Origin of the sequence: Marinomonas sp. CT5 (genome assembly GCF_018336975.1) — a bacterium.
GTDB lineage: Bacteria > Pseudomonadota > Gammaproteobacteria > Pseudomonadales > Marinomonadaceae > Marinomonas.
Window position 1 is genome coordinate 4,657,870 of sequence record NZ_CP025572.1, and the last position, 23,760, is coordinate 4,681,629.

The following is a 23,760-nucleotide window of genomic DNA, read 5'->3' on the forward strand; positions in this document are numbered from 1 at the left end:
CATTACAACTCTAAACAGTTTACCTCTAATTGAAAAAATTTGCTGCAATTAAAAAAATACAAACTAAACTATGCTGTATTACATTGTATTTTTTGTATTGTAGATTATAAACGAGAGTGTGAATGATATGAGCGTCACGACAGTAAGACTACAAGATGATACTGAGCAGCGTTTAGAGAGAATTGCCAACAAACTACAGCGCAGTAAAGGTTGGGTAATTAATCAAGCCCTCGTTGAATATCTTGAAAAACAGCAACTAGAACAAGAGCGTTGGCAACAAACTCTAGAAGCAATGGAATCCGCAGCACAAGGAAAAGTGGTCGCAGGAGAAGAAGTTCATGAATGGTTAAACAGCTGGGGATGCAAAGACGAGCTGGACGCTCCTAAGGTAAAATAATGAAACTGATCTACACGGAAGATGCCATCACGGATTTAAAACGGCTACGAGAGTTTATCGCCAAACACAACCCAAATGCAGCGTTACGAGTAGCACAAGAGCTCATTAGTAAAATAAACCTACTCGTGGATTTCCCTAATCTTGGGACTACCGTTAAATTAGCGCCGTCACCAGAAACAGTTAGGGACATGATTTTTGGCAATTACATTGTGCGTTATTCCATTCACAAAGAAACAATCATAGTACTTCGTATCTGGCATGGACTTGAGGGTGAACGTAAGTGATCACAATTCCAAACCTATAAGTTGGGCATTAAGAAAATCCACTTCTTTAATTATTTTGGGAAGTAATTCAGATTGACGGTCATATTCTCGTTCAATGAACTTCATAACTTCCATCCTTGGATAAGAGTTTCCAGAATAGACAAAAGGCTCAAAGTCCCAGCTGTAAATACCACTATCAACTTCTTTCAAGTTGTACGTTAGCTGACATGTAATATTTGACCAATGTTTCGTGTGATTTCCCCAAGCAAAAAAATATTTATAATCTTCGCCATCGGTATACTTCTTTAGCAAGTTTTTTAGAGAACTATACTTCTTACTTTCGTCGAGCTTTTTTACTAAAGTTGATAAGGAAATACTACGTTGATTAAGTTTGAGTTCATTATCATGATCAAAATCGAGGCAAAAATACACCACATGGGCTAACAAATCAGTGCCACTATGCAGGTTTCTCAAAAAGGCATTGATGTGGGCTTCACAAGCGACTTTAAAAAACTGCTCTTTCTCATCAGGGATTAGCACTCTATTGACTAATCCTCTTGCCCCAAGCCCTTCATTTTTGAATGCTTCTAAATGTTCTTGGTTAAGGCGCTTGTACTCTTTGTAGTGATAACGGCAATACATTTGATTCTGTTGAATCGAATTTAAAGGGGATATCGCTTTTCTATAGTCAGCAGTTTCGCATCGTGCTTTGATTCTTTTATCTAACGCCGACCAGTCCCAATAAGCAGCCATGATATCCCTTCAAAACGTTAAAATTTATCAAACAATGACATATACAAATTTCGTACTTGAAAACTCTAGCATCAAGTAAATACACAATTAACGGAACAAAGGTAAGCTGAGTCTTATTCCTGCTGACGCGCGGAGCTTGCGAAGCAGGCGCAAAGGAATAAGACTCAGCGTCCTTTTACCCAAAAGATTAAAGCACTTCCAGCTTAGCAAACGACAACACCAGCCATTTGGTGCCTTCATCATCGAAGTTAACCTGTACACGTGCTTGTGGGCCTTGGCCTTCGTAATTGATAACGAGACCTTCACCAAACACAGGATGATTCACTCGGTCTCCCATATTCACACTGACTTCAGGCGCTTTGTATTTATTTAACACGTTGCTGTTTTGCAATTTGCTCTTTTCATAACCGTAATCAGGTCGCTGTAAGGAAACAGGGCGGCTCACCTGAGAACGAAGGCGGACTTCTTCCAAACATTCTTGTGGTAGCTCTTTGATGAAGCGTGATGGGCTATTAAAGGATTCACTACCAAATAAGCGACGGGATTCCGCGTACGTGATATAGAGCTTTTCCATGGCTCGCGTAATGCCGACATAGCAAAGACGACGCTCTTCTTCGAGTCGTCCTGGCTCTTCGAAAGACATTTTGCTTGGGAAAACGTTTTCTTCCACACCCGTTAAAAACACCAACGGGAACTCTAGACCTTTTGCAGAGTGAAGCGTCATTAGCTGTACCGCATCTTGGTATTCATCCGCTTGCGCATCGCCCGCATCCAATACGGCTTTATCCAGGAACGCCATCAGCGGAGAACTAAACTCTTCGTCCTCATCACTCCAGCTGAAACCACCAGCCGCTCCCACCAACTCTTTTAAGTTTTCGATACGAGCTTCGCCCTTCTCGCCTTTCTCTTTTTCATGGAAAGGAATCAAACCCGCTTCTTCGATAATTTGTTCAAAAATATCGTTCAGGTTCAAATCTGGCTGCTGTACCGTGGTGCTTAAGCCTTCGATGAGATGCAAAAATGCCTTGATCGCATTGGTCGCACGACCCGGCATCAAGGACTGACGTACGACCTCTTGCGCGGCTTGCCACATAGAACAGCCATTATCGCGAGCAATTTCGCGCAAGGTACCAATACTTCGCTCACCAATACCACGAGGAGGTACATTGATCACCCGCTCCATAGCGCCGTCATCATTCGGGTCCAGCGCTAAACGCGCATAAGCCAAGGCATTTTTGATCTCAAGACGGTCATAGAATCTGTGCCCACCATAAATTCGATAAGCAATCTGTTCCCTAACTAAACATTCCTCGATAACCCGCGACTGAGCATTAGAGCGATACAAAATCGCCATGTCGGTCAAAGCCGTTCCCTTGTCGCGCCACTGTTTGATGATGCCAAGGATAAAACGCGCTTCATCTTGTTCATTAAAACCAGCATACAAGGAGATTGGCTCGCCATCGCCACTGTCCGTCCACAGCTCTTTACCTAGTCGATCATCATTGTTTTTGATTAAGCCGTTAGCGGCTTTCAGGATATGGCCGGTTGAGCGGTAGTTTTGCTCCAAGCGAATAGTATCTACGTCTTTAAAATCTTTGGTGAAATTATGGATATTTTCGATCTTGGCACCACGCCAGCCATAGATCGACTGATCATCATCCCCTACCGCGGTAATCGTGCCTTCGCTCCCCACCATGATTCGTAACCAAGCGTATTGTATGGTGTTGGTATCTTGAAACTCGTCTACCAATACATGACGAAAGCGCTCTTGATAGTGACGTAATAAGGCGGGGGTACTCAGCATCAATTCATGCGCCCGCAATAGCAGCTCACCAAAATCCAGTAAACCACCGCGCTCACAGGCTTCTTCGTAGTGGTAATACAGCTCGCGCATACCTTTGGAGAATGGGTCATGGCTGTCTGGCACATGAGCCGCTCGTCGTCCTTCGTCTTTTTGCGCATTAATAAACCAAGAAACTTGCTTAGGCGGCCAGCGAGTATCATCGATGTTTAGCTCTCGCATAATACGTTTGATGAGACGAAGTTGATCGTCACTGTCCATTATCTGGAAATTTTCTTTTAGCCCAGCATCACGCCAATGAGCACGCAACAGTCTGTGTGCTAAACCGTGGAATGTACCGACCCACATGCCTTGCGGCGGTACGCCCACCAGCTGCTCGATACGACCTTGCATTTCCCGAGCGGCTTTATTGGTAAAAGTTACCGCCATCAGGCTATAAGGCGACAATTCATAAGCGTGCATCAACCAAGCAATACGATGCACTAGGACTCGGGTTTTTCCTGACCCAGCGCCAGCCAAAACAAGGCTATTCTGCAAAGGAGCCGCAACGGCTTCACGCTGCTTGTCATTCAGTGAGTCGAGGATAAAAGAAACGTCCATTACATTCCGCCATAATAATTAATAAATTTGTCACAAAAAACGCGTAAAAATAGATTGATTTTTAACCTATTTGGGTTTTTTATTATCTTGAAATAAGTTGTGTGTCTATTTTGACTTTTTTTAACTGTCGATGACAGTGATCTATGCACTTCAATGTCGTCGAACGTCCAAAAGGGTATAACGATGAGCGATTTTGCGGAAACATTAACTGAAGTAAAAACCGACATAATACATGCTTCCATTAGTTTGGATAACGAGACCAAAGAACGAAATCAAAAGGAAGACGCGGCGCGTATGTTAAAAGCCCGACGTGCTATTGAACAGCATTTGGAACAAAAACGTTTGAGTCATGATATCTCAAACGGTTGGGATGATTAGTTCAAACTAACGTTAAAAGCACACAGAAAATACAATATGACCTAACACCATTGTTAGGTCTACACTCTTCCTTTATCTCTAAAATATCTTAGCCAATGATATAAATGCGACCAACTTCTCCTATTGGCATGTAAAAATCCTGTTTTCTAAAACCTATAGCTACATTTCTACACAGTAAATTATTGCCCTTTTTCGCCAACTTATAGCGGTTACTCACGTGTTGGAGTACCATATGGTCTGATTTTTTATATCTTCTAATCCATAATAAAAAAAGAAAATAACCCTCTTGGGGAGTTAACATGTTTGAACATATCCAAGCTGCTCCTGCAGACCCGATTCTTGGCCTGAATGACGCTTATAGAAATGAAACGAATCCCAATAAAATTAATTTGGGTGTTGGTGTATACAAAGACGAGCAGGGTGATACTCCGATCCTACAGTCTGTAAAGCAAGCAGAACAACGCTTGTTAACCCAAGAAAAAACCAAAAGCTACCTAAGTATTGAGGGGGCCCCCGCTTACCGGACTGCTGTACAGTCATTACTGTTTGGAAAGAATCATCCTATCATTGCCAAGCAGCTTGCTCAGACCGCCCAAACTCCTGGCGGAACAGGTGCATTACGCGTCGCCGCAGAATTCATTAAAAAGCATTTACCTGAAGCCACCATTTGGGTCAGTAACCCAACATGGGCCAACCATCAGTCTGTTTTTCAATCCGTTGGTTTAGAAGTCGGCAGCTATGCTTATTACAATGCTGATAACAAATCGTTAGATTTTGAAGCCATGCTGGCCAGTTTGTCTCAAGTCCCTGAAGGTGATGTTGTGTTATTCCATGGTTGCTGCCACAACCCGACAGGTATCGATCCGACGCCTGAGCAGTGGTATCAACTTGCCAAACTTTGCAGCAAGCAAGGTTTCTTAGCCTTATTCGACTTTGCTTACCAAGGTTTTGGGCAAGGCTTGAACGAAGATGCTCAAGGTTTACGTACCTTCATTGAACATGTACCTGAAATGCTCATTGCGAGCTCTTTCTCAAAGAACTTTGGCCTATACAATGAGCGAGTTGGTGCTTTAACCATTTTGTGTGAAACAGCGGAACAAGCCGAAGCATCTTTCACTCAAATTAAACGCTGTATTCGTACTAACTACTCGAACCCACCTTCACACGGTTCGGCGGTTGTCGCGGAAGTGCTTAATGACCCAGAACTTTTCGCATTATGGGAAAGTGAATTGACAGCCATGCGCACGCGTATCCACGAAATGCGTAGTCTGTTTGTTAATACTCTTAGAATCAAAGGGGTTACCCAAGATTTCTCGTTTATTTCACAACAACAAGGCATGTTCTCTTTTTCTGGCCTTACTCCAGACCAAGTGGCTCAGCTGCGTAAAGATTTCGGCATTTACATTGTTGGCTCAGGACGCATTAATGTTGCCGGAATGACTCACAACAATATGGATCCTCTTTGTGAAGCGATTGCTGAAGTCTTAAAAAGCTAATCTACAGCTTCAAATTGGATACGAAATAAAAAATGGCTTTAACTTTATGGTTAAAGCCATTTTTTATATTAGTCACACTTGTTTATTGTTTTCTCTCCTAAGAGACTGCTACCTTATAAGCTCTTTATAATCGCCACGGAAACTATCCATGACTGCCACACTCATTTATTGTTATGACCCCATGTGCAGCTGGTGTTGGGGATTCAGACCGACTTGGAGCAAACTACAAAAAGCGCTACAAGACTTAGTCGATAAAAACCAATTAACCATTCAGCCCATGCTAGGCGGCCTTGCTATCGATTCAGATAAAGCAATGCCTGATGAAATGAAAAGCAAACTCGAAGCAACATGGCACAAGATTCAAAACACGCTTGGCAGCGAATTTAACTTCGATTTCTGGAGAAACGCCGCTCCACGCCGCTCGACCTATCCGGCTTGTAGAGCTTGCTACGTGGCCAGAGACACAGGTTTAGAAGAAGAGATGTATCACGTCATCCAAGAAGCCTATTACCTAAAAGCTAAGAACCCATCAAATCTAAATACGCTTATTGAATGTGCAGAAAGTATCGGTATGAATGCAGACGGTTTTGAGAAAGCTATGCAGCATGTTAAAAACCAAGGTTTATTGGAAGAAGAAGTCGAACAAGCTCGGCACCTTGGTTTGAACTCATTTCCCTCTTTAGCCTTACTTATAGGTGATAAACTCACTCCCATTCCACTAGACTATAAAGATCATTCTAGTATGTTAAGGGCAATAAAAAAGGCGCTTCTGTAGCGCCTTTTTTACGTAATTTAACCCAGCAAATTATTTAACCCAAATATAACTTCTTACCATTTGAATCAAAGCGGCAGCTGAAACCACATAGAGCATTGGCATTGCCAGCTTATAGTCATTACCATCAACAAAAATCGCAACACAAGCAATGACCATTAAAGTCATTGTAAATAGGTGAACGAATGCGCACAAACCAAACTTCCATTTTGCCGTAATAATCACACCACCCACACCAAGAATAATACCTAAAGATCCACCAACTAGGACATCCATTGGCCAATGCACTCCAAGTAGTACTCGGCTCAAGCCTACTAAAGCAGCCAATATAAGGATAGATATTTTAAAATACATATTTTTTATATAGCAAAAACACATACTTGCAATCAAAAATGCCGTTACCGTATGACCAGACGGAAAGCTACGTGCTTTATAGGCTCTTCCTAAAAGATTGAAGGTCTCAGGATCAAGCACAGCTGGTGGTCGCGGCATAGCGAAGTAATCTTTCAGCAAATTAACTACAACAGCAGCAACAATGCTGGTAAACAAAACCGTCCAATGAAGACGAATATTACGACAAGAAAACAACAGTACTAAGGCAAGCAGAAACACTCCATCGCCAAAAACGGTCAGGTTTTCCAATAATAACGGTGAAATGCCTGAACTCAGTTGGTTGATTTCCATGAAAGCAAAATGATACCCCCCTATCCAATTTCCAACTAAAGCCATCACAGCTAGAACAGCAGCAAACAACAGCAAAATATGGATACTAGATTGAGAATAAGACGACGGTGTCATTCTTGCTTGATCTAACAGCGACTTATAATTTGAGGTTATCTTGGTGAGATAAAAACGCATAAAACTTTTCTCTACAGTGAAACAATAGATGTGCAAATTTTAAACTAAATAATTGCACATTATATACATAATAGATGAAAAATAAGTGAAAATGCATTTTAGATATATAAAAAATGGAATTTACTGTGCTTTTTTATACCTTTATGTGGAATTAACAAATGAAACATTGGAAAAATGAAACGCCAAAGGTTGAAGGTAGGCTTATCAGATAAGAGCAATGGCTTAAACTATATAGAAAAACTCCTTCTGTAGATTCACTAACATTTGTACAATACCCGACTAAGCACCTGCTCTTTTCTCGATACTACGCAACAACAAGGTCATAGGAACGAACCCCCTAATGAATAGCAATCGCTCTGTTTCGTCTAACTCAGGCTCTTTTTTCAAGCGCGGCCTAACATTCAAGCCTAGTACTTCGACCTTCGTAATCGTATTAGCTTTATTAAATGCCGTATTATACAACTGGCCTTTATTGCTCTTTTCATTAAAGAATTTAGACGGCTTAACCTTAAATGGCCTGCATACTTTACTGGTTGTCTTTACCGTTATTTATCTTGTCACCACCTTCGTGCTCTACCTACTCTTTATGGTTTCTCGGCGCTTAGGAAAAACAATTTGTGTCATACTGGCTTTAGCCAATTCATTAGCAGTGTACTTTGTGGTGAGTTACAACGTCATTCTCGGTACCAGTATGATTGGCAATATTTTAAACACTCAGTATTCTGAATCAGAACAGTTTTTAAGCCCTAAGTTAGTCATCTACTTTATTGTCCTAGGGGTTATACCTGCTTGGTTAATCATTCGTACTTCCGTGCAAAAAACCTCAAGACTACGACTCTTTATATACCTCATTATTACCATAATCGTGTCCTCTACTTTTCTATGGCAATCTCAAAGTAAATGGCTTTGGATCGATGACCACGCTAAGCAATTAGGTGGAAGAATCATGCCTTGGTCATATGTCGGCAACACAATACGTTATAAAGTGCAGCAATCTAAAGAAAACGTAGTACAAACCTTATTACCTGATGCCACTTTTCATTCAAATGAAAAAACGGTTGTTGTCCTTGTTATCGGCGAGTCAGCACGTGCCGAGAATTTTTCTCTTTATGGTTATAACAAGCCCACTAATCCGCTTTTAACAGCATCGAACGTTATTACTATGAAGAACGCCACATCGTGTGCAACATACACCACGGCTGCCGTGAAATGTATTCTGTCTCATAATGATCCAAGCGGCGTTTTTTCCGAAAATTTCGAACCCTTACCCAGCTACCTAGAGCGACAAGGCATTGACGTATTTTGGCGGACAAAAAACTGGGGAGAGCCGCCTATCAAAGTTGCCAGTTATCTTGATGGTGGTGATTTAAAAGCCAACTGTAAAGGCGATGAATGTGATTACGATGGTGTGTTATTAAGTCATTTGGCTGATCAAATAGAAGCATCGGATAAACAAAAAATCTTTGTTGTACTTCATCAAACAGGAAGTCACGGACCGTCTTATTATACGAAATACCCAAAAGAGTTTGAGGTTTTCAAGCCTGTTTGTCGCTCTGTTGAATTAAGTAACTGCACACAAGAAGAACTAATCAATGCTTATGACAATACCATTCTGTATAACGATCACTTTTTAGATCAATTGCGTCTGACACTAAAAAGTCTAAAGAACACTTCCAGTGCGTATCTTTATATATCAGATCACGGAGAGTCACTTGGGGAAAATGGTATTTATTTACACGGAACACCTTATTCGATAGCTCCTGAACAGCAATTAAAAGTGCCATTTTTTGTATGGATGTCACCTTCTTTTATCGCACAGAGACACGTTTCCGTCGATAAGTTAAAAGCTCGTAAAGTGAACACCCAAGCCAATATTTTTCACAGTGTCATGGGCGCCTTTGATATGGATAGTAAGATTTATAATAAAGACTTAGACATATTCAGAGCAGCACGTCAGCCATAAGTCTCGACAATAAATAATAAGGACCACTCTTGGTCCTTATTATTTAAACTTAGCAATGTCTTATCTAACCTTAACCAAAATCATGATTAATTAGATCCAACATGGGATTGTAAAGCGGCTCTGTTGTGACATTGCGAGACGTTTTCGCTTCCTTTTCATCACTCACTTTAGAGCCTTCTGTTGTATCCTTTTGACTGGATTCTTCGGGCGATGCTAAATCACTTTCAACCTTGTCGACCTTATTTTCTTCTAATTCAGTGTCATCCTCAGGTTGACCAACATTATCAGTCACTAAATGTTCCGCTAGTGCTTTGGCCAATGGTTCCACATCGTCTAAAGTAACGTTCACCGCCAGCCAATAATTTGCATCCGCTTCATGACTCACCAAAGCACCAGGGACAATAGCGTGACGAAAGCTGCCTAATAAGGCGGTCATGCTCGCCACTTCTAATGGTTTAGATAACCGCATCCACAAGGATATCCCGCCTTTGCTCGCTGCAAAGCTGACATGCTCACCAAGCCGAGATTCCAAATGTGCTTTAACACGTTCAGAATTCGCCCAAACATCTCTGGCTCGTTTCATTAGCGAACGCTTACTACTTGTCTGCAAAGCATCGCTCAATGCGATCTGCTGAACATCACTTAATGCCATATCAGCACTCAAAAAAGCGCCTTCTAACAACGTTTGATGGCGACCCGGTAAACACCAGCAGGCTGAACGACCAGCACCTTTAGATTCCACACCGCCTATATAAACAATATGATCGGATGAGTCCAAAGATTTATAAGCCATTAAAGAACCTGTGCGATAAGCTAGATGAGAACACAAATCCCACTCAATGACTGGTAACTTGGTTTCTTCAATAATCGCCAACCAACGGCGCAAACTAAGGTTACTAATCAATTGACCCGCTGGAAACGAAAACTGGCCCGGTAACACAATCAGGCGAATCGATTTGTCACGCAAGCAACGAATAGCTAAATCCAAATCAACGCCTCGTTCGCCTGCCGTTAAAGCAACCACCTGCCGACCTAAGCTTTGTAATGTAGTCGTAATTCTTGGATCACAAGGCGTTAATACTAAGACGCTGTCACCTCGTTGAGTCAGTGTTTGAACTGTTTGGGTGAACATGGCTAAAGGCGACTGACCTAACCAAAGATGCGATGCATGCGCTTTAATGCTTAACCCTTTTAGATACTCAATGACGGCTTCACGAACCGCTAAATGACCTTTACCGAGTACAGGAAGATGCACTTCTTCTTGACGAACTGCCGGGCTTAAAAATGCATCACTTTGATCGACCAAAGCACCACGGTGAGCAAGACATGACCAAGCCGGCTTAGTACCTTCATTAGCCAGTTCACGAAGTGCATCACCCGCCAATAATAGCGCCGGTTTTGTCTCACTACGATGACAAACAAAGTAACCAGATTTAGGGCGAGACTCGATCCAGCCATCTTCACTTAATAATTCATAGCCATGTATGACCGTGTTTAAGCTAAGACCCAATTGCTTTGATAACGCTCGCAAGGACGGCATTTTATCACCGGGCACAATCGCCTCTTGTGACATCTGATCCAAAAACCAATCCACCACACCTTTATATAAAAAATCCGCCACCGCTTTGTACCTTTTCTAGTTTGTCATCTAGTATCTGTAATCAATCATTATAGTTGTCTAAAAAAAACGCAAGTAAAAGACCAATAATTCGCGAATTTGTTGGGAGTTAAGGTACAATTTGCCCTATTTCCAGCACGAATTTAGCGGTTTTACTTAATTTAATTCCCTATCAGCGTCCGTTCACCGTTCAGAACAAAGTAGAGTACCCATGGCTTTTGATCCTTCTTCACTCCGTCACTTATTCCCTATTTTGGCGCAGTCAGCCTACGATCATCCATTAGTCTATTTAGATAATGCAGCGACCACACAAAAACCGTTACCCGTGTTGGATGCCATTCAAGATTATTACCGCAGCATTAATGCCAATGTTCATCGTGGTGCGCATTTCCTTAGTGACCGAGCAACCAATCGTTTTGAACAAGCCCGAGACACAGTCGCCCGCTTTATCAACGCGCCAGAGCAAAGCCATATCATTTGGACAAAAGGAACGACCGAAGCCATTAATACCGTTGCTTTTGGCCTTGAGCATTTACTCGAAAAAGGCGATGAAATCCTCATCACCAGTTTAGAACACCATGCCAATCTTGTGCCGTGGCAGCAATTGGCTTTTCGAACCGGTGCTCGACTTAGAGTTTTACCCTTAACCTCTAATGGCGAATGGGAGCCCGAGTTCAGTCGCTATTTTACCGATCGCACGCGTATCTTTGCTGCCACGCAAGTCTCCAATGCCATTGGTGTCGCTACCCCGTTACAAATGATGCTAGACCTCGCCAAACAACAAGGCGCCTTTACGCTGGTTGATGGTGCCCAAGCCGTAGCGCACTACCCTGTCGATGTACAAGTATTGAATTGTGATTTCTATGTCTTTTCAGGGCACAAGATGTACGCCCCCACAGGGATTGGCGTGCTTTATGGTAAAAGCCACGCGCTGGAAATATTGATGCCTTTTCAGACTGGTGGCGAGATGGTGCGTCATGTGTCTTACCAAGCCACTGAGTTCAATGTGCTGCCATATCGTCTAGAAGCTGGCACGCCTCATATTGAAGGCGCAATAGGATTGGCCGCGGCCTGTGATTTTCTTACTGCTCAAGATCGTCCAGCATTATTAGCTTGGGAGCAATCCCTCGCTACGCATGTTTTTAATCGTTTGCAGAAAGAAGGCGGCATCGAGATTTATTCTCCAGAAAAAAATACCACCTTGGTTTCCCTAAGTGTACCCAATATTCATATTTTGGATTTGAACGCTTACTTAGATAGCCAAGGTGTGGGGGTTAGAGCAGGAAGTCACTGTGCCCATCCTTTGATGGCGCAACTGGGTGTTGCAGGCACACTGCGTGCTTCTTTTGCTTGTTACAACACCATGGAAGAAGCCGATCGCTTCTGCGATGTATTAATTGAAGCCATAGACCTATTGAACGATGAGTAACACAATGACGGACTCAGCAAACATAAAAGCCCAACTGCAAGCCTGCCGAAGTAAAGAAGAAACCTTTAAAGCGTTAGTGACTTTAAGCAAAGCTTTACCGCGACTGTCTACCGAAGAAAAGATCGAAGACAACAAAGTAAAAGGCTGTGAAAGCGCCGTTTGGCTCATCATGGAAGAAAACAATGGCATACGCCACTTCAAAGCCGACAGTGACGCCAAACTCATGCGCGGCGTATTAGTCGCCATATTAAGCTTGGTAGAAGGAAAAATGCTGTCGGAAATACAAGCTATGAATTTGACCATCGAGCTGGAGGAACTGAATTTATCTAGCTACCTAACCAGCTCGAGAACCAATGGCGTGTTGGCGATTTTGGATAGAATAAACAAGGCATAACATTTCTTTTGCTTCAAAATGCCTGCCACTTAGCTTTTATTTACAAATATCAATGACAATCCAAAGCCAATAAATATTCCACCAGTTAATCGATGAAAGAGTCGGTTAATGTTCTCTCTCGCTAGATACTGACTAATTGATGTCGTTGCTAATGCATAAAAACCCAAGCCAACCATAGAACAACAAGCAAATGTCCCAGCTAATAAACAAAATTGCGGCAGCACGGCTTGATTCAAGTCGATAAACTGAGGAAATACGGCAGTGTAGAATGCAATGGCTTTAGGATTACTCATACCAACCACATAAGCTTCAGTAAAAAGTTTTTTACCTGTAGTTAAAGGTTTCGATTCCTTTTGTAGAGTCGGTTTTGTATATCGAGTATTCCAAGCTTTAACGCCAAGATACATTAAATATAAACCGCCCAATACTTTGATCAGGCTAAACAGTAAATCAGAAGCAAGAATAATGGCTCCCAACCCTGCAGCCGATAAACTGGCAAGGGTCATTACCGCCGCAACGTTGCCTGCCACCCCCTTCATGGATTGCCAAAAACCAAAATTAGCGGAGTTCTTTATAGCGAGCAACACCGCTGGACCGGGGGAAAAAGTCGCTACCAAGCAGATCAGCAAAAACAACCAATAATCCATCTTCATTCTCCCTACTGATATCTGAATTAAAATTTTTCGTTATCAACTTGTTTTAGGTTATTAATCTTAGGTTTCCCTAAAATTTTCAATTAAGCAAAACAGTACCGTGACTTTCTACTGAAGAACAGACTTAAGATAACAAAGTAACAGCTGTGAAAGCGCCGTGTGGCTTATCATTTCAGAAAATAATGGCATACGCCTTCAAAGCCGACAGCGATGCCAAACTCAAACATGGTGTATCAGTCTCCATCTAGAGCTTAGTTAAAGAACTAAAGCAAATACACGCTTAAGGAAGGTGCGAACAAGTCCTCTTGTCTCAGCATGTGGATAAAAGCCTGTTATTCGAGGCGAGTAGCGAATGTGAATAGTGGTTCTATTTTCGAGGTGCTCAACAAAGAATACAGGCTTTTAGGCCATGCCCTGCGGGTCTTTCAGAGAAAACGCCACATGTCGTTGCGACTCTTTGAAAGGTACCTACATTCCTTCAGAGTCGCGCCTTATTTGACGATTTCTCTGAAAGACTGAGGCTTAGTAGACTTATTCGCACCTTCCTTAATCTATACTCAATTATTAATAGATAAAACCCGCTATACCCAAAGCAATAAATAATAATCCCGTAATACGATTAATAAGTACGATATGGTGTTTCAGTAAGTGAGATACCTTATCAATAGTTAATGAAATCAACACATGGATAATAAAGGTAATCGTCACCAGTTCGATGGTAAGTAAAATAGCATAGGACACAAAATACTCATTGGATGGTACGAACATAGGGAACAATGCTCCAAAGAACACCAGTGTTTTTGGGTTTAATAACGAGATTAATACACCATTTTTAAAGCTATAGCCCTTTGCCGCTATATTCATTTCACTATCAGCATAATACAGTGCTTTACAACCTAAATAGCCAATATAACCACTACAAAGCCACGTCATAATTTGAAAGGCCTGCTCACTCGAATGAATGACAGCTAACAGCCATGTATTAGCCAGTAAAGAAGCTAACATCAGTCCGATAGCAATGCCAAAAATTACAGGCAAAGTTCCACGCAAGCTCTGATTAATACTGCTACTCACAACCGCTAAACCTCCCGGTCCAGGGGATAATGCTGACGCAAGACAAACCACCAAAAAGGCCCACTGACTTTCCATAAAACACTCACTAAGGCAACAAAACCATCAGAGTAATAAAGCAAGTCCGCGTTATCTTGTAAAAAATTGCTGTCGGTATGCCGATGGTGTAATTCCCATCGCATTCACAAACGCTTTTGTGAAATGGCTTTGATCATGAAAACCGCAACGATGGGCGACATCTATCGCACTCGCTCCCGCCTTCAATTGTGCTCTAGCGTGATTCAAACGTTGTTGGATTTGATATTGATGAGGAGTTAACTGATAACAGCGTTTAAATTCTTTGATTAAGTGAAACTTACTGATACCAGCCTGCTGTGCGACGGTTTCCAATGACACTTTGTGTTGATACTGATCAGCAAGATAATCCCGCACCAGCTCAATGTTTGATTGAGACGATCTGAGCGCTCTTGGCGATTGACCCCGTTGCGTTGCGTGTTTTTTCAGCAGGTTGACTAGAAACAATTCCCATTGCACTTCTAAATCCAATGTCTCAGCATCCGATTCGAGTTTAGCCAATAATAACTGCATTTCGAGACTCAAGCGTTTATCTGCCAAAATGCTCCCATCGAAGCTTGGCAAACCAGATCGCCCAAACAACTCTTGATATAATCTGCCCATACAATCTAAAGAAGGGTATAAAGCACGATAACGCCAACCTTCACCCTGTCCTTTAGAGCCCGTATGCAGTTCATCAGGGCTAACGATAGATAACTCACCAGGCACAGCATTATGCGTAGCACCTTTGTGACTAAAGTGCATCACTCCCGCATCAACAATAGAAATCACGTAATCAGCGTGAGCATGCTTACCAAATACCGTATCCGTGAATTGCGCATGAATCACCTCAAGGCCATCTAAAGATTGGTTACTCGTAGCATGACAATATTCACCTTTGTGCATTGCTAGATATCCTTCCTATTACACATTTGCAGCAACCAGATAATTAGTGATAGTCACTCTGCTTATTTCTGCATGACAACACAGTCGTTATCAAACTCTCGCATATTTTTAGCCACTTTTTGAATCGACTGTGTAAAGCTGAATAGAGACTTATGCTGGCGAGTATTGGTAGGATAAGCCAAACCATACGGGTAGTATATGGCAGGTTCAAAAGGTCGAATCACAACATCATTGCCTTCCCAAACTCGCGCAGCAAAAGGTTCCAATACCGCCACGGCTAGACCCGCTGCAATCATTGCATAGCCAGTATGGGAAGTATCTATCAGAATACGTTGCTTAATCTGAGACTTAACAGAACTCAATGCACCGCCCAGCTCACTCCAATATACAGGCGAACTATCAACAACCGTCAACACAGACTCTCCAATCAAATCTTGTGCGCAAATTACTTCTTTTTTTGCCAAAGGATGATCCGATTTGGCTGCAAAAACAAAACGTGCATTGCCTATAAACTCACGTTCGATTCCAATCAGTTGTGGTAATTCCAAACCAATCGCCAAATCAACGGCATTAGTTTGTAATTTCATCACTAATTCAGCCATACCATCCGTATGAATAGTGACGCGCTCATCTGGAAAAAACTTCTTGTGTTCCAACAAAGCTAAAGGCAATAAGGTACTTGCAATGGCTGACGTACTACCGATTTTCAGTTCACTTGGCGTTCGAGTGCGTATTTTAGAAGCCACAGATTCTAATTTCTCTAACCCTAAAAAACTCTCCTCAACTGAGCGAAAAAATTCCGTTGCTTCATGAGTTGGGTGCAGGCGCCCCTTACGTCGATCAAATAATGAGAAACCCAACGAATGCTCTAAATCACTCAGTAAACGACTTACCGCAGGCTGAGAAACATGCATTTCTGCCGCGGCAGCAGCCGTCGTTCCTCGTAGCATGATGTAACGGAAAGCCTCTACTTGCCTGAATTTCATACAAAATCAATCCTTTTCAATAACATTTAATTATCAAGCATACAATAATATAAGTGGAAGTCATCGACTTAAATACACATCATGAAAGTAGGTAAAGAATGAGAATTTTCATAGCTACTTTATGATTTCTGTCAAACGCCCACTTAAATAGGCCGTGATTAGATTAAAGTGCCTGTAGCCAAACGCCTCTTAATAGTAAGGATTATTTTAGTGACAGACATTTCATCCACACCAATACTGACCGTCGAGAATTTATCGGTAGAATTTGGTCAATCTCGTGTCATTGACGATCTTAATTTTTCCGTCATGGCAGGCCGAACACTGGCTATTGTTGGAGAGTCAGGGTCAGGAAAATCTGTTACATCACAATCCATTATGCGTTTAGCTGAGGGAACTGGAGCAACTTACCCAACAGGACGGATCCGGTTTACTTCCGAACAAGGGGAAGTGGATTTATTGACGTTGTCACAAGACAAAATGCGCTCTATTCGTGGTAAAGATATTGCGATGATTTTCCAAGAGCCAATGACCTCATTAAATCCTGTTTTTACTATCGGCGATCAAATAGCCGAATCCCTCTCTTTACACAAAAAAGTTAGTAAAACAGACGCTCTCGCGGAAAGTGTCAAGTTACTTAAAATGGTTCGCCTTCCCGATGCAGAAGAAATGCTCAAACGCTACCCTCATCAATTATCAGGCGGAATGAGGCAACGTGTGATGATTGCTATGGCATTGGCTTGTCGTCCAAAAGTGTTGATCGCTGACGAACCCACCACAGCACTTGATGTCACCATTCAAGCACAAATCTTAACCATCCTTAGTGACTTACAAAAAGAGCTCGACATGGCGGTGATTTTTATCACTCACGACATGGGAGTCGTCGCAGAAATTGCAGACGATGTGGTTGTCATGTGGAAGGGAAAGAAAGTTGAACAAGGACCAGTAAAAGACTTGTTTGCCAATCCTCAGCACTCTTATACCAAAGCTTTGTTATCTGCCGTGCCAAAACTTGGAAGTATGGCCGGAGAAGCTTTCCCCAAACGTTTTCCGATTACAGTAATGGATGATGGAACACCTCGCCAAGTAGGAAAAGAAACAATACAAGATACCGCACGCTATAATGAAAACCCATTATTATCAGTCCGTAACCTTGTTACACGCTTCGATAGTAAAAAAAGCTTTTGGGGAGGCGTCACGCACCGAGTGCATGCGGTAGAAAACGTCAGCTTTGATATCTTTCGTGGCGAAACATTAGCTTTGGTCGGAGAATCTGGTTCCGGTAAGTCAACGATTGGGCGCACCATACAACAGTTGCAGAAAGCCACCAGCGGGGATATTAGCTTTGAAGGCAAGCCTTTTACCTCCTTGAGTAAACGAGACCGACAGCGTTTACGTCGAGAAATCCAATACATTTTTCAAGACCCTTTAGCTTCACTTGATCCTAGAAAGACCATAGGTTTTTCTATTGCCGAACCAATCAAAACTCACAACCTTATTCGCGGTGAAAAAAATATTCAAAAGCGTGTTCATGAGTTATTGGAACGTGTTGGCTTAACGGCTGAACAGGCTAAACGCTATCCTCATCAATTCTCAGGTGGCCAACGTCAGCGTATTTGTATTGCCCGAGCATTGGCATCGAATCCCAAATTAATTATTGCCGATGAAGCCTTATCTGCGCTCGATGTCTCTATTCAAGCCCAGATCATCAATCTCTTCATGGAACTGCAAGAAGAACACGGCATTGCTTATTTGTTTATCAGTCATGATATGGCAGTTGTTGAAAAAATGAGTCACCGAGTCGCTGTATTATATCTTGGTCAAGTAGCCGAGCTTGGTTCTCGCCAACAAGTCTTAGAAAAACCAACCCATCCTTACACACAGCGCTTGCTTAGTGCCGTCCCCATTGCAGATCCAACCATTGAAAGAGATTTAGGACGCCTTAGCGGCGAAATCCCAAGTCCAGTCAGACGTGTAGGTGATGAACCTCGGATTCTTCCACATAAAGAAATCGCCCCGGGACACTTTGTCGCCGAGGCACCATAACTATAAAGAGCTATCCAACGATCACAAAAGACAGAACGGAGCGTTAAATAATGAACAGTAAAAAGACGTTAGGGTCGATTTTTAAAGCCCTCGCTATTACCAGCAGCTTAACTGCTGCAAGTTTCAGCTTTGCCAGCACATTAACAGTATCTTCTCCACAAGATCCCGGTAGCTGGGACCCAATTGATACTTTTTTGGTGAATTGGGCTTCTGTAGCCACCAATATCTATGATGGCTTAACCTATCGTGGTCCAGACTTGAAATTGCAACCTGGTCTTGCAACATCTTGGCAGCAACTGGATGACGGTAAGCGTATTCGTTTTACACTACGACAAGGGGTTAAGTTTCACGATGGTGAAAATTTTAATGCTGCTGCAGTAAAGTTCACCTTTGATCGTTTGATGGGTGACGAAGGTAAAAAAGGGCCACAACGCTCTAATTATTCAGCCATAGATTCTGTCGAGATCATTGACGACTACACAGTCGATTTTCACCTTAAAGCTGCGGATCCAGTCTTATTAACCAAGCTTGCCGGCTATGGTGCGATGATAGTGCCACCAAAATATATCCAAGAAAAAGGCGAAGATTTTTTTAACACCCATCCTGTTGGAACCGGTCCGTTTAAATTTGCTTCTTACGAACCAAAAGTTGGTATTAAATTGGAAGGCTTTGCAGGCCATTGGGGCGGCGCGCCAAAGTTAACTAACCTAAATTACCGCTTCATCAGCGAACCTTCAACGGCCGTTGCAGAACTTCAATCTGGTCGCGTTGATTTGATAATTCCGCCAACTATCCCGATTGGAATGATCACAACGATTGAAAAAGATCCCAACCTTGAAATCGCAACGACGATTAGCCCAACAGTTTATGCTATGCGGTTCAACACCAAAAACGGCATAACGAAGGATGAAAAAGTACGTAAAGCCTTAATTTACGGTGTGGATCGTCAGGCCATCATCAACTCCATCTTGGGTGGCCAAGCGGCACAAATTGCCAGCTTCCAAAGTGCTATTTCATTTGGTGATGACCCTAGTATGTCACCACTGCCCTATGACCCCACAAAAGCGATGCAACTATTAAAAGAAGCGGGAGTTAAACCGGGTACTAAGATTCAAATCGATATTCGCGGTAACGACGCCACCTTCAATGAAGTGACGCAAGCAATAGCCAGTTATCTGCAAATTATAGGACTAAACGCCACCATCAAACCCTATGAAACCAATGTTTTACTTAATGACATTATTCCCGCTGGCAAAACAGGTGAAATGTTCCAGCAATCTTGGGGTGGATGGACATTAGACTACGATAATACTGCGTATTTCATGTATCACACAGGCGAAAAATGGAATCCATACGACAGTGACCCAGTGTTAGATAAGAAGTTAGAGTCTCAGCGCTCTATAACTGATCGCGCTAAGCGATTAGAAATACTCCAGTCTATCGCAAACTACACTGCCAATAGGGCACTAGAAATGCCTTTGTATAATTTAAACGCTATTTTCGCTGTCTCTAAAAAAGTGAAAAACTTTACTCCTGTACCTGATAGCCGTTTGCGTTTAAACGAAGTTACAGTGGAATAAAACTCTAACTTCTCTCTATTCGATAAGGCGCATTGCTCAGAACACTAACCTATAACTGGGCAATGCAACTTATTTTTTAAGACTGCCCTATCAGGTTGTCTTAAAAAATAAGTTCAATTTAAAGGAAAGGTCATGGCAAACTTTTTAATGAAACGATTTCTGCAAGCGGTATTCGTACTGTTAGCAGTCACCTTAATCGTTGCTTTTGCTATACGTTTAACAGGGGATCCAGCACTTATGCTGACTCAAGGGGCCGGCAGTGTGACTGAAGCTGACCTGATGTTAATTCGTGAAGCATTGGGCATCAATAAGCCCTTTTTTGTTCAGTATTTTGAATTTCTAAAAGGCTTATTCAGCTTCGATTTTGGTCGTAGTTTCTTAGGTGGAACACCGGTTGCCGATCTAATTAGTAAATCCTTACCAGCCACGTTAATGCTGGCCTCAGCGGTTATGTTTGTATCGATCGTGATCTCTATCCCTTTGGGTATTAAAGCGGCCGTTTCTAAAGGTAAATGGGTCGATCAAACTATTCGAATCGTCTCTTTAGTTGGTTTGTCTTTTCCCAACTTTTGGCTAGCTCTAATGCTGGTGCTGATGTTTTCTGTATGGCTACAATGGTTACCACCAAGTGGAATGAATGGCTTCACTAGTTTCTTAATGCCTGCTTTCACCATGGCGATTATTTTAACCGCCATCAATGTACGCCTTGTTCGTTCATCAATGCTTGAAACCCTTCAGTCACAATACATTATGGTGGCAAGAGCTAAAGGACTAAGCGAAAACACCGTGCTTTATAAACATGCCTTACGCAATTGTGCGATTCCACTCATCACATACTTCGGTCTACAGTTCGGTGGGCTACTTGGCGGTATTGTCATCATCGAACGCGTTTTCAACTGGCCTGGCCTTGGAACATTGGCTTTCGATGCAGTGAGTAGCCGTGATTATCCAGTATTACAGGCCGTTATCACCATTTTATCCATGCTCATCGTTAGCGTTAACCTGTTGGTTGATATTGCGTATGGCTTGATCGATCCACGCATTCGTACGGAGTAACACAAGATGTCAGCCAAGCGTTTTAATGTCAGTTTGTCTCAATATAAGAGCTTAGAGTTCATTCTCGGCGTGTTACTCACTGGAGGAATCTGCTTTTTAGTACTGTTTTCTGATTTCTTATTTCCAGGAGCCGATAAAATCAATTTATCCGCTCGCTTATTAGAGCCTTTTACTCATGCTGGGCATTTCTTTGGTACAGATCCACTAGGACGAGATGTGATGGCTCGCGTTGTATCAGGCGGTAAAATTTCCTTGCAAGTGGGCTTTTTATCTGTAGCAGGCGCCGTGGTATTCGGCGTAATAATGGGATTAATCTCAGGTTATTACCGAGGTTTCTGGGATGTCATTGTAATGCGTTTTGCCGATGTACAACTGGCCATGCCATTTATTCTTTTAGCCATTACATTTATTGCCATTGTTGGCGGTGGCTTAGCAAACATGATTTTCTTGCTAATTATCTCTCAATGGGTTCAATACGCTCGATTAGTTAGAGGATCAGTGTTATCTCTGCGTGATCGAGAATTCATCCAGTCAGCACAAGCCATTGGGGTTAGTCACTTTAGTATTTTATTTCGTCATTTACTGCCGAACCTTATTGGTCCTGTCATCGTACTAATGACTCTGAATGTGGCAAACAACATCTTGCTAGAAAGTAGTCTAACTTTCCTTGGTCTTGGCGTAGATCCATTAACTCCAAGCTGGGGGGGCATGCTCGCTGATGGCCGTACTTACATTCAAAATGCTTGGTGGGTCAGTGTGTTTCCAGGCTTCGCTATTTTATTAACGGTTCTAGGATTGAACCTTCTAGGTGATTGGCTTCGTGACAGCCTTGATCCGACAGGTAGGACATCACGATGAGCACTATTTTTTCTTCCACTCAGACTCCAACCTTACAGCAATTGATCAAGCAATTTGGTAAGACAGAATATCAAGGCCAATTAATAGAAGCATGGGTATTTGCCAATCAAGAACATCGTCAATATGCCGAATCAGCTTTACTAGAATTAGGAGTCAAAGCCAAATTTAGAAGTGCTTATAAACCACTTTTGCACTTTTTTTTAGAAGAAATGGACGTTATTTCGAGTAATGTTACTCGCATTGAAGTGCACTACCCCGTTGATCAATCTGCATCGGAAAAGCGTTTTCTACTAGAGACCTACCCGCTTTCTACTTTGGTGGGAAAAGCAAAGATTCATTTTGTCGCTCACTCTAAAGCGTCTTATTTTTACGATGTTATCCTTCGATCTGAAACAGGTATTCAAACGCAACATAAAGTATTCGCTCCTAATCATCTGCATCTAGATTTTACTAATCAAACACATCTGTCACCAACAGGTTGGTTAAAAATCACAGATACCGCCGGAAAAACCACGGTGAATGAGCGTTTAATAACTGATTACGAAACCCTGTTTAACGCTGGTATGGCAGCTATTACAGAACATACTTGGAAAGAAAACGAACCCTATTTCGAAGAATTAAATATCCAAGTGTCCCTGCCTTGGAAAGACCAACCTCTCCCTTATCGGCATGAAGTTATTAGTCTATGCGAAGCTTTGCATGAGGATTTCTATTTTTCATTACAAGAATGGTTCAAAGCAAAAGCGGGTTACCTTCCTAGTGAAAGGATTAGTCAGCCGGGTCAAATTGTTCCAGAGATACATTATTCAGAAACGAATGACCTAACAATCGCCATAGAAACAAGAGTATATCAAACAGAAAACTCGGCAAGTCAGCAAAGCCTAGAAACGGCCGAAGGGCCAATCAGTATGTCGCAAGTTGAAAATGAACTCGCGAAAATCACAGGTGATATTTTTACGGCTGATACAATAGCAGGCCGAAAAGTAAATGCTCGCTACCACCCAGGCCAAGACTTCTCTGTGATGATTAGTGGTGGACAACACGCTAATGAAACAACCGGTGTTGTTGGAGCTTTGCGTGCAGCTCACGTTCTGAATCAACAAGAAGGCAGCCATTTTACGATCTCGCCATTGGAAAATCCTGATGGTTACGCTTTGCACCAAAGGTTAATCAAAGACAACCCGCAACATATGCATCATGCTGCTCGCTACACAGGATTGGGTGATGATTTGGAGTATAGAGACACAGGCATTCTTTACGAAAAAGAAATTCGCCATAAAGCTCGACAAATAAGCCAAGCACAGTTGCATATTAACCTTCATGGTTATCCATCTCATGAATGGACTCGGCCTCTTTCTGGTTATGTTCCTCACGGTTTTGATATGTGGACTATACCAAAAGGTTTTTTCTTAATTTTACGTCACAGCATGAATGAAAAATGGGCGGCCTATGCCGAAAAATTCATTCAACAAGTCACACTAAAACTGAGCAATATTCCAGGTGTATTGGCGTTTAATCATGAACAAATTGAGCTTTATAAGAAGCATGCAGGAGAAACAGACTTTCGTATAATAAACAGTTTTCCTTGTCTTATTTCTCATGGCAAACCCGAAGACATTCCTATACAACTTATTACTGAATATCCTGATGAAACCATCTATGGGGAGCATTTCATTACGGGCCATGACGTACAGAAAGCCACCGTCTTAGCCGCCTACGAAGTACATCAGCGGCTATCTTCGAACTCATAGCAAAAATATAGATCGGACAAAGAGTATTTGTCTGATCTATAGCCTAAAACCTTTTATTACAGATATATCTCAAATAGTTT

Annotated in this window: 21 protein-coding genes; 13 read left to right on the plus strand and 8 right to left on the minus strand. The window is 42.2% G+C overall.

Annotated elements, in window-relative coordinates:
- Window positions 1–127: 127 nt before the first annotated feature.
- Together C0J08_RS22110 and C0J08_RS22115 are read left to right on the plus strand one after the other, a co-directional pair.
- Window positions 128–397: a CopG family ribbon-helix-helix protein gene (locus C0J08_RS22110; RefSeq protein WP_212654010.1), complete on the plus strand. Its 270-nt coding sequence runs from the start codon at window positions 128–130 to the stop codon at window positions 395–397.
- Entirely contained in the window at window positions 397–681 is a 285-nt protein-coding gene (locus tag C0J08_RS22115; protein ID WP_212654011.1) for a type II toxin-antitoxin system RelE/ParE family toxin, read from the plus strand. The genes C0J08_RS22110 and C0J08_RS22115 overlap by 1 nt, the downstream gene beginning before the upstream one ends.
- On the opposite strand, the gene C0J08_RS22120 is transcribed toward C0J08_RS22115, so the two are convergent.
- Both C0J08_RS22120 and uvrD read right to left on the minus strand, forming a co-directional pair.
- Complete coding sequence (locus tag C0J08_RS22120; RefSeq protein ID WP_212654012.1) at window positions 682–1,413, minus strand: hypothetical protein; 732 nt, start codon at window positions 1,411–1,413, stop codon at window positions 682–684.
- A 187-nt stretch (window positions 1,414–1,600) separates the two neighbouring features.
- Window positions 1,601–3,814, minus strand: coding sequence for a DNA helicase II (uvrD, locus tag C0J08_RS22125; protein WP_212654013.1), 2,214 nt, complete (start codon window positions 3,812–3,814; stop codon window positions 1,601–1,603).
- Between the two features lie 183 nt (window positions 3,815–3,997).
- Here uvrD and C0J08_RS22130 point away from each other — a divergent pair, with 183 nt between their 5' ends.
- The 3 genes from C0J08_RS22130 (at window position 3,998) to C0J08_RS22140 (ending at window position 6,463) form a co-directional block, all read left to right on the plus strand.
- Window positions 3,998–4,192 (plus strand): PA3496 family putative envelope integrity protein, encoded by a 195-nt coding sequence (locus C0J08_RS22130; RefSeq protein ID WP_212654014.1) that lies wholly within the window; start codon window positions 3,998–4,000, stop codon window positions 4,190–4,192.
- A 299-nt stretch (window positions 4,193–4,491) separates the two neighbouring features.
- Window positions 4,492–5,688, plus strand: a complete 1,197-nt coding sequence (locus C0J08_RS22135; RefSeq protein ID WP_212654015.1) for an amino acid aminotransferase — start codon at window positions 4,492–4,494, stop codon at window positions 5,686–5,688.
- A gap of 148 nt (window positions 5,689–5,836) precedes the next feature.
- Window positions 5,837–6,463 carry a DsbA family protein gene (locus C0J08_RS22140; RefSeq protein WP_212654016.1) on the plus strand — a complete coding sequence of 209 codons (627 nt, stop codon included), beginning with the start codon at window positions 5,837–5,839 and terminating at the stop codon, window positions 6,461–6,463.
- A gap of 30 nt (window positions 6,464–6,493) precedes the next feature.
- Here the strand turns inward: C0J08_RS22140 and C0J08_RS22145 are convergent, their stop codons facing one another.
- Window positions 6,494–7,318 carry a phosphatase PAP2 family protein gene (locus C0J08_RS22145; protein ID WP_212654017.1) on the minus strand — a complete coding sequence of 275 codons (825 nt, stop codon included), beginning with the start codon at window positions 7,316–7,318 and terminating at the stop codon, window positions 6,494–6,496.
- 340 nt (window positions 7,319–7,658) lie between these two features.
- Here C0J08_RS22145 and eptA point away from each other — a divergent pair, with 340 nt between their 5' ends.
- Window positions 7,659–9,281 carry a phosphoethanolamine--lipid A transferase EptA gene (gene eptA, locus C0J08_RS22150; RefSeq protein WP_212654018.1) on the plus strand — a complete coding sequence of 541 codons (1,623 nt, stop codon included), beginning with the start codon at window positions 7,659–7,661 and terminating at the stop codon, window positions 9,279–9,281.
- A 70-nt stretch (window positions 9,282–9,351) separates the two neighbouring features.
- On the opposite strand, the gene C0J08_RS22155 is transcribed toward eptA, so the two are convergent.
- Window positions 9,352–10,902 (minus strand): GntR family transcriptional regulator, encoded by a 1,551-nt coding sequence (locus tag C0J08_RS22155; protein WP_212654019.1) that lies wholly within the window; start codon window positions 10,900–10,902, stop codon window positions 9,352–9,354.
- 208 nt (window positions 10,903–11,110) lie between these two features.
- Here C0J08_RS22155 and C0J08_RS22160 point away from each other — a divergent pair, with 208 nt between their 5' ends.
- Both C0J08_RS22160 and C0J08_RS22165 read left to right on the plus strand, forming a co-directional pair.
- Entirely contained in the window at window positions 11,111–12,328 is a 1,218-nt protein-coding gene (locus tag C0J08_RS22160) for an aminotransferase class V-fold PLP-dependent enzyme (protein ID WP_212654020.1), read from the plus strand.
- Between the two features lie 4 nt (window positions 12,329–12,332).
- Complete coding sequence (locus C0J08_RS22165; protein ID WP_249344431.1) at window positions 12,333–12,722, plus strand: SufE family protein; 390 nt, start codon at window positions 12,333–12,335, stop codon at window positions 12,720–12,722.
- Window positions 12,723–12,751: 29 nt separating this feature from the next.
- On the opposite strand, the gene C0J08_RS22170 is transcribed toward C0J08_RS22165, so the two are convergent.
- The 4 genes from C0J08_RS22170 to C0J08_RS22185 form a co-directional block, all read right to left on the minus strand.
- Entirely contained in the window at window positions 12,752–13,369 is a 618-nt protein-coding gene (locus tag C0J08_RS22170; RefSeq protein ID WP_212654022.1) for a LysE family translocator, read from the minus strand.
- A gap of 570 nt (window positions 13,370–13,939) precedes the next feature.
- Window positions 13,940–14,524, minus strand: a complete 585-nt coding sequence (locus tag C0J08_RS22175; RefSeq protein ID WP_212654023.1) for a LysE family translocator — start codon at window positions 14,522–14,524, stop codon at window positions 13,940–13,942.
- Between the two features lie 51 nt (window positions 14,525–14,575).
- A complete protein-coding gene (locus C0J08_RS22180) occupies window positions 14,576–15,406 on the minus strand; it encodes a helix-turn-helix transcriptional regulator (protein ID WP_212654024.1) in 831 nt (276 codons plus the stop codon).
- Between the two features lie 62 nt (window positions 15,407–15,468).
- On the minus strand, window positions 15,469–16,392 hold the full coding sequence (locus tag C0J08_RS22185; RefSeq protein ID WP_212654025.1) for a LysR family transcriptional regulator: 924 nt from the start codon (window positions 16,390–16,392) through the stop codon (window positions 15,469–15,471).
- 210 nt (window positions 16,393–16,602) lie between these two features.
- Between C0J08_RS22185 and C0J08_RS22190 the strand changes: the two genes are divergently transcribed.
- The 5 genes from C0J08_RS22190 (at window position 16,603) to C0J08_RS22210 (ending at window position 23,680) form a co-directional block, all read left to right on the plus strand.
- A complete protein-coding gene (locus C0J08_RS22190; protein WP_249344433.1) occupies window positions 16,603–18,435 on the plus strand; it encodes an ABC transporter ATP-binding protein in 1,833 nt (610 codons plus the stop codon).
- Window positions 18,436–18,485: 50 nt separating this feature from the next.
- Complete coding sequence (locus C0J08_RS22195; protein ID WP_212654026.1) at window positions 18,486–20,015, plus strand: ABC transporter substrate-binding protein; 1,530 nt, start codon at window positions 18,486–18,488, stop codon at window positions 20,013–20,015.
- A 132-nt stretch (window positions 20,016–20,147) separates the two neighbouring features.
- The gene (locus C0J08_RS22200) at window positions 20,148–21,071 is read left to right on the plus strand and encodes an ABC transporter permease (RefSeq protein WP_212654027.1); all 924 of its coding nucleotides are present in this window, start codon (window positions 20,148–20,150) and stop codon (window positions 21,069–21,071) included.
- 6 nt (window positions 21,072–21,077) lie between these two features.
- Window positions 21,078–21,929, plus strand: coding sequence for an ABC transporter permease (locus C0J08_RS22205; protein WP_212654028.1), 852 nt, complete (start codon window positions 21,078–21,080; stop codon window positions 21,927–21,929).
- Window positions 21,926–23,680, plus strand: coding sequence for a M14 family metallopeptidase (locus tag C0J08_RS22210; protein WP_212654029.1), 1,755 nt, complete (start codon window positions 21,926–21,928; stop codon window positions 23,678–23,680). Before C0J08_RS22205 ends, C0J08_RS22210 begins: the two co-directional genes overlap by 4 nt.
- Window positions 23,681–23,760 lie beyond the last annotated feature (80 nt).

Excerpts from the sequence above, each read along its gene's own strand:
- C0J08_RS22110 (WP_212654010.1), top strand. The coding sequence starts at position 128 with ATGAGCGTCACGACAGTAAGACTACAAGATGATACTGAGCAGCGTTTA.
- C0J08_RS22115 (WP_212654011.1), top strand. The coding sequence starts at position 397 with ATGAAACTGATCTACACGGAAGATGCCATCACGGATTTAAAACGGCTA.
- C0J08_RS22120 (WP_212654012.1), bottom strand. The coding sequence starts at position 1,413 with ATGGCTGCTTATTGGGACTGGTCGGCGTTAGATAAAAGAATCAAAGCA.
- uvrD (WP_212654013.1), bottom strand. The coding sequence starts at position 3,814 with ATGGACGTTTCTTTTATCCTCGACTCACTGAATGACAAGCAGCGTGAA.
- C0J08_RS22130 (WP_212654014.1), top strand. The coding sequence starts at position 3,998 with ATGAGCGATTTTGCGGAAACATTAACTGAAGTAAAAACCGACATAATA.
- C0J08_RS22135 (WP_212654015.1), top strand. The coding sequence starts at position 4,492 with ATGTTTGAACATATCCAAGCTGCTCCTGCAGACCCGATTCTTGGCCTG.
- C0J08_RS22140 (WP_212654016.1), top strand. The coding sequence starts at position 5,837 with ATGACTGCCACACTCATTTATTGTTATGACCCCATGTGCAGCTGGTGT.
- C0J08_RS22145 (WP_212654017.1), bottom strand. The coding sequence starts at position 7,318 with ATGCGTTTTTATCTCACCAAGATAACCTCAAATTATAAGTCGCTGTTA.
- eptA (WP_212654018.1), top strand. The coding sequence starts at position 7,659 with ATGAATAGCAATCGCTCTGTTTCGTCTAACTCAGGCTCTTTTTTCAAG.
- C0J08_RS22160 (WP_212654020.1), top strand. The coding sequence starts at position 11,111 with ATGGCTTTTGATCCTTCTTCACTCCGTCACTTATTCCCTATTTTGGCG.
- C0J08_RS22165 (WP_249344431.1), top strand. The coding sequence starts at position 12,333 with ATGACGGACTCAGCAAACATAAAAGCCCAACTGCAAGCCTGCCGAAGT.
- C0J08_RS22170 (WP_212654022.1), bottom strand. The coding sequence starts at position 13,369 with ATGGATTATTGGTTGTTTTTGCTGATCTGCTTGGTAGCGACTTTTTCC.
- C0J08_RS22175 (WP_212654023.1), bottom strand. The coding sequence starts at position 14,524 with ATGGAAAGTCAGTGGGCCTTTTTGGTGGTTTGTCTTGCGTCAGCATTA.
- C0J08_RS22180 (WP_212654024.1), bottom strand. The coding sequence starts at position 15,406 with ATGCACAAAGGTGAATATTGTCATGCTACGAGTAACCAATCTTTAGAT.
- C0J08_RS22185 (WP_212654025.1), bottom strand. The coding sequence starts at position 16,392 with ATGAAATTCAGGCAAGTAGAGGCTTTCCGTTACATCATGCTACGAGGA.
- C0J08_RS22195 (WP_212654026.1), top strand. The coding sequence starts at position 18,486 with ATGAACAGTAAAAAGACGTTAGGGTCGATTTTTAAAGCCCTCGCTATT.
- C0J08_RS22200 (WP_212654027.1), top strand. The coding sequence starts at position 20,148 with ATGGCAAACTTTTTAATGAAACGATTTCTGCAAGCGGTATTCGTACTG.
- C0J08_RS22205 (WP_212654028.1), top strand. The coding sequence starts at position 21,078 with ATGTCAGCCAAGCGTTTTAATGTCAGTTTGTCTCAATATAAGAGCTTA.
- C0J08_RS22210 (WP_212654029.1), top strand. The coding sequence starts at position 21,926 with ATGAGCACTATTTTTTCTTCCACTCAGACTCCAACCTTACAGCAATTG.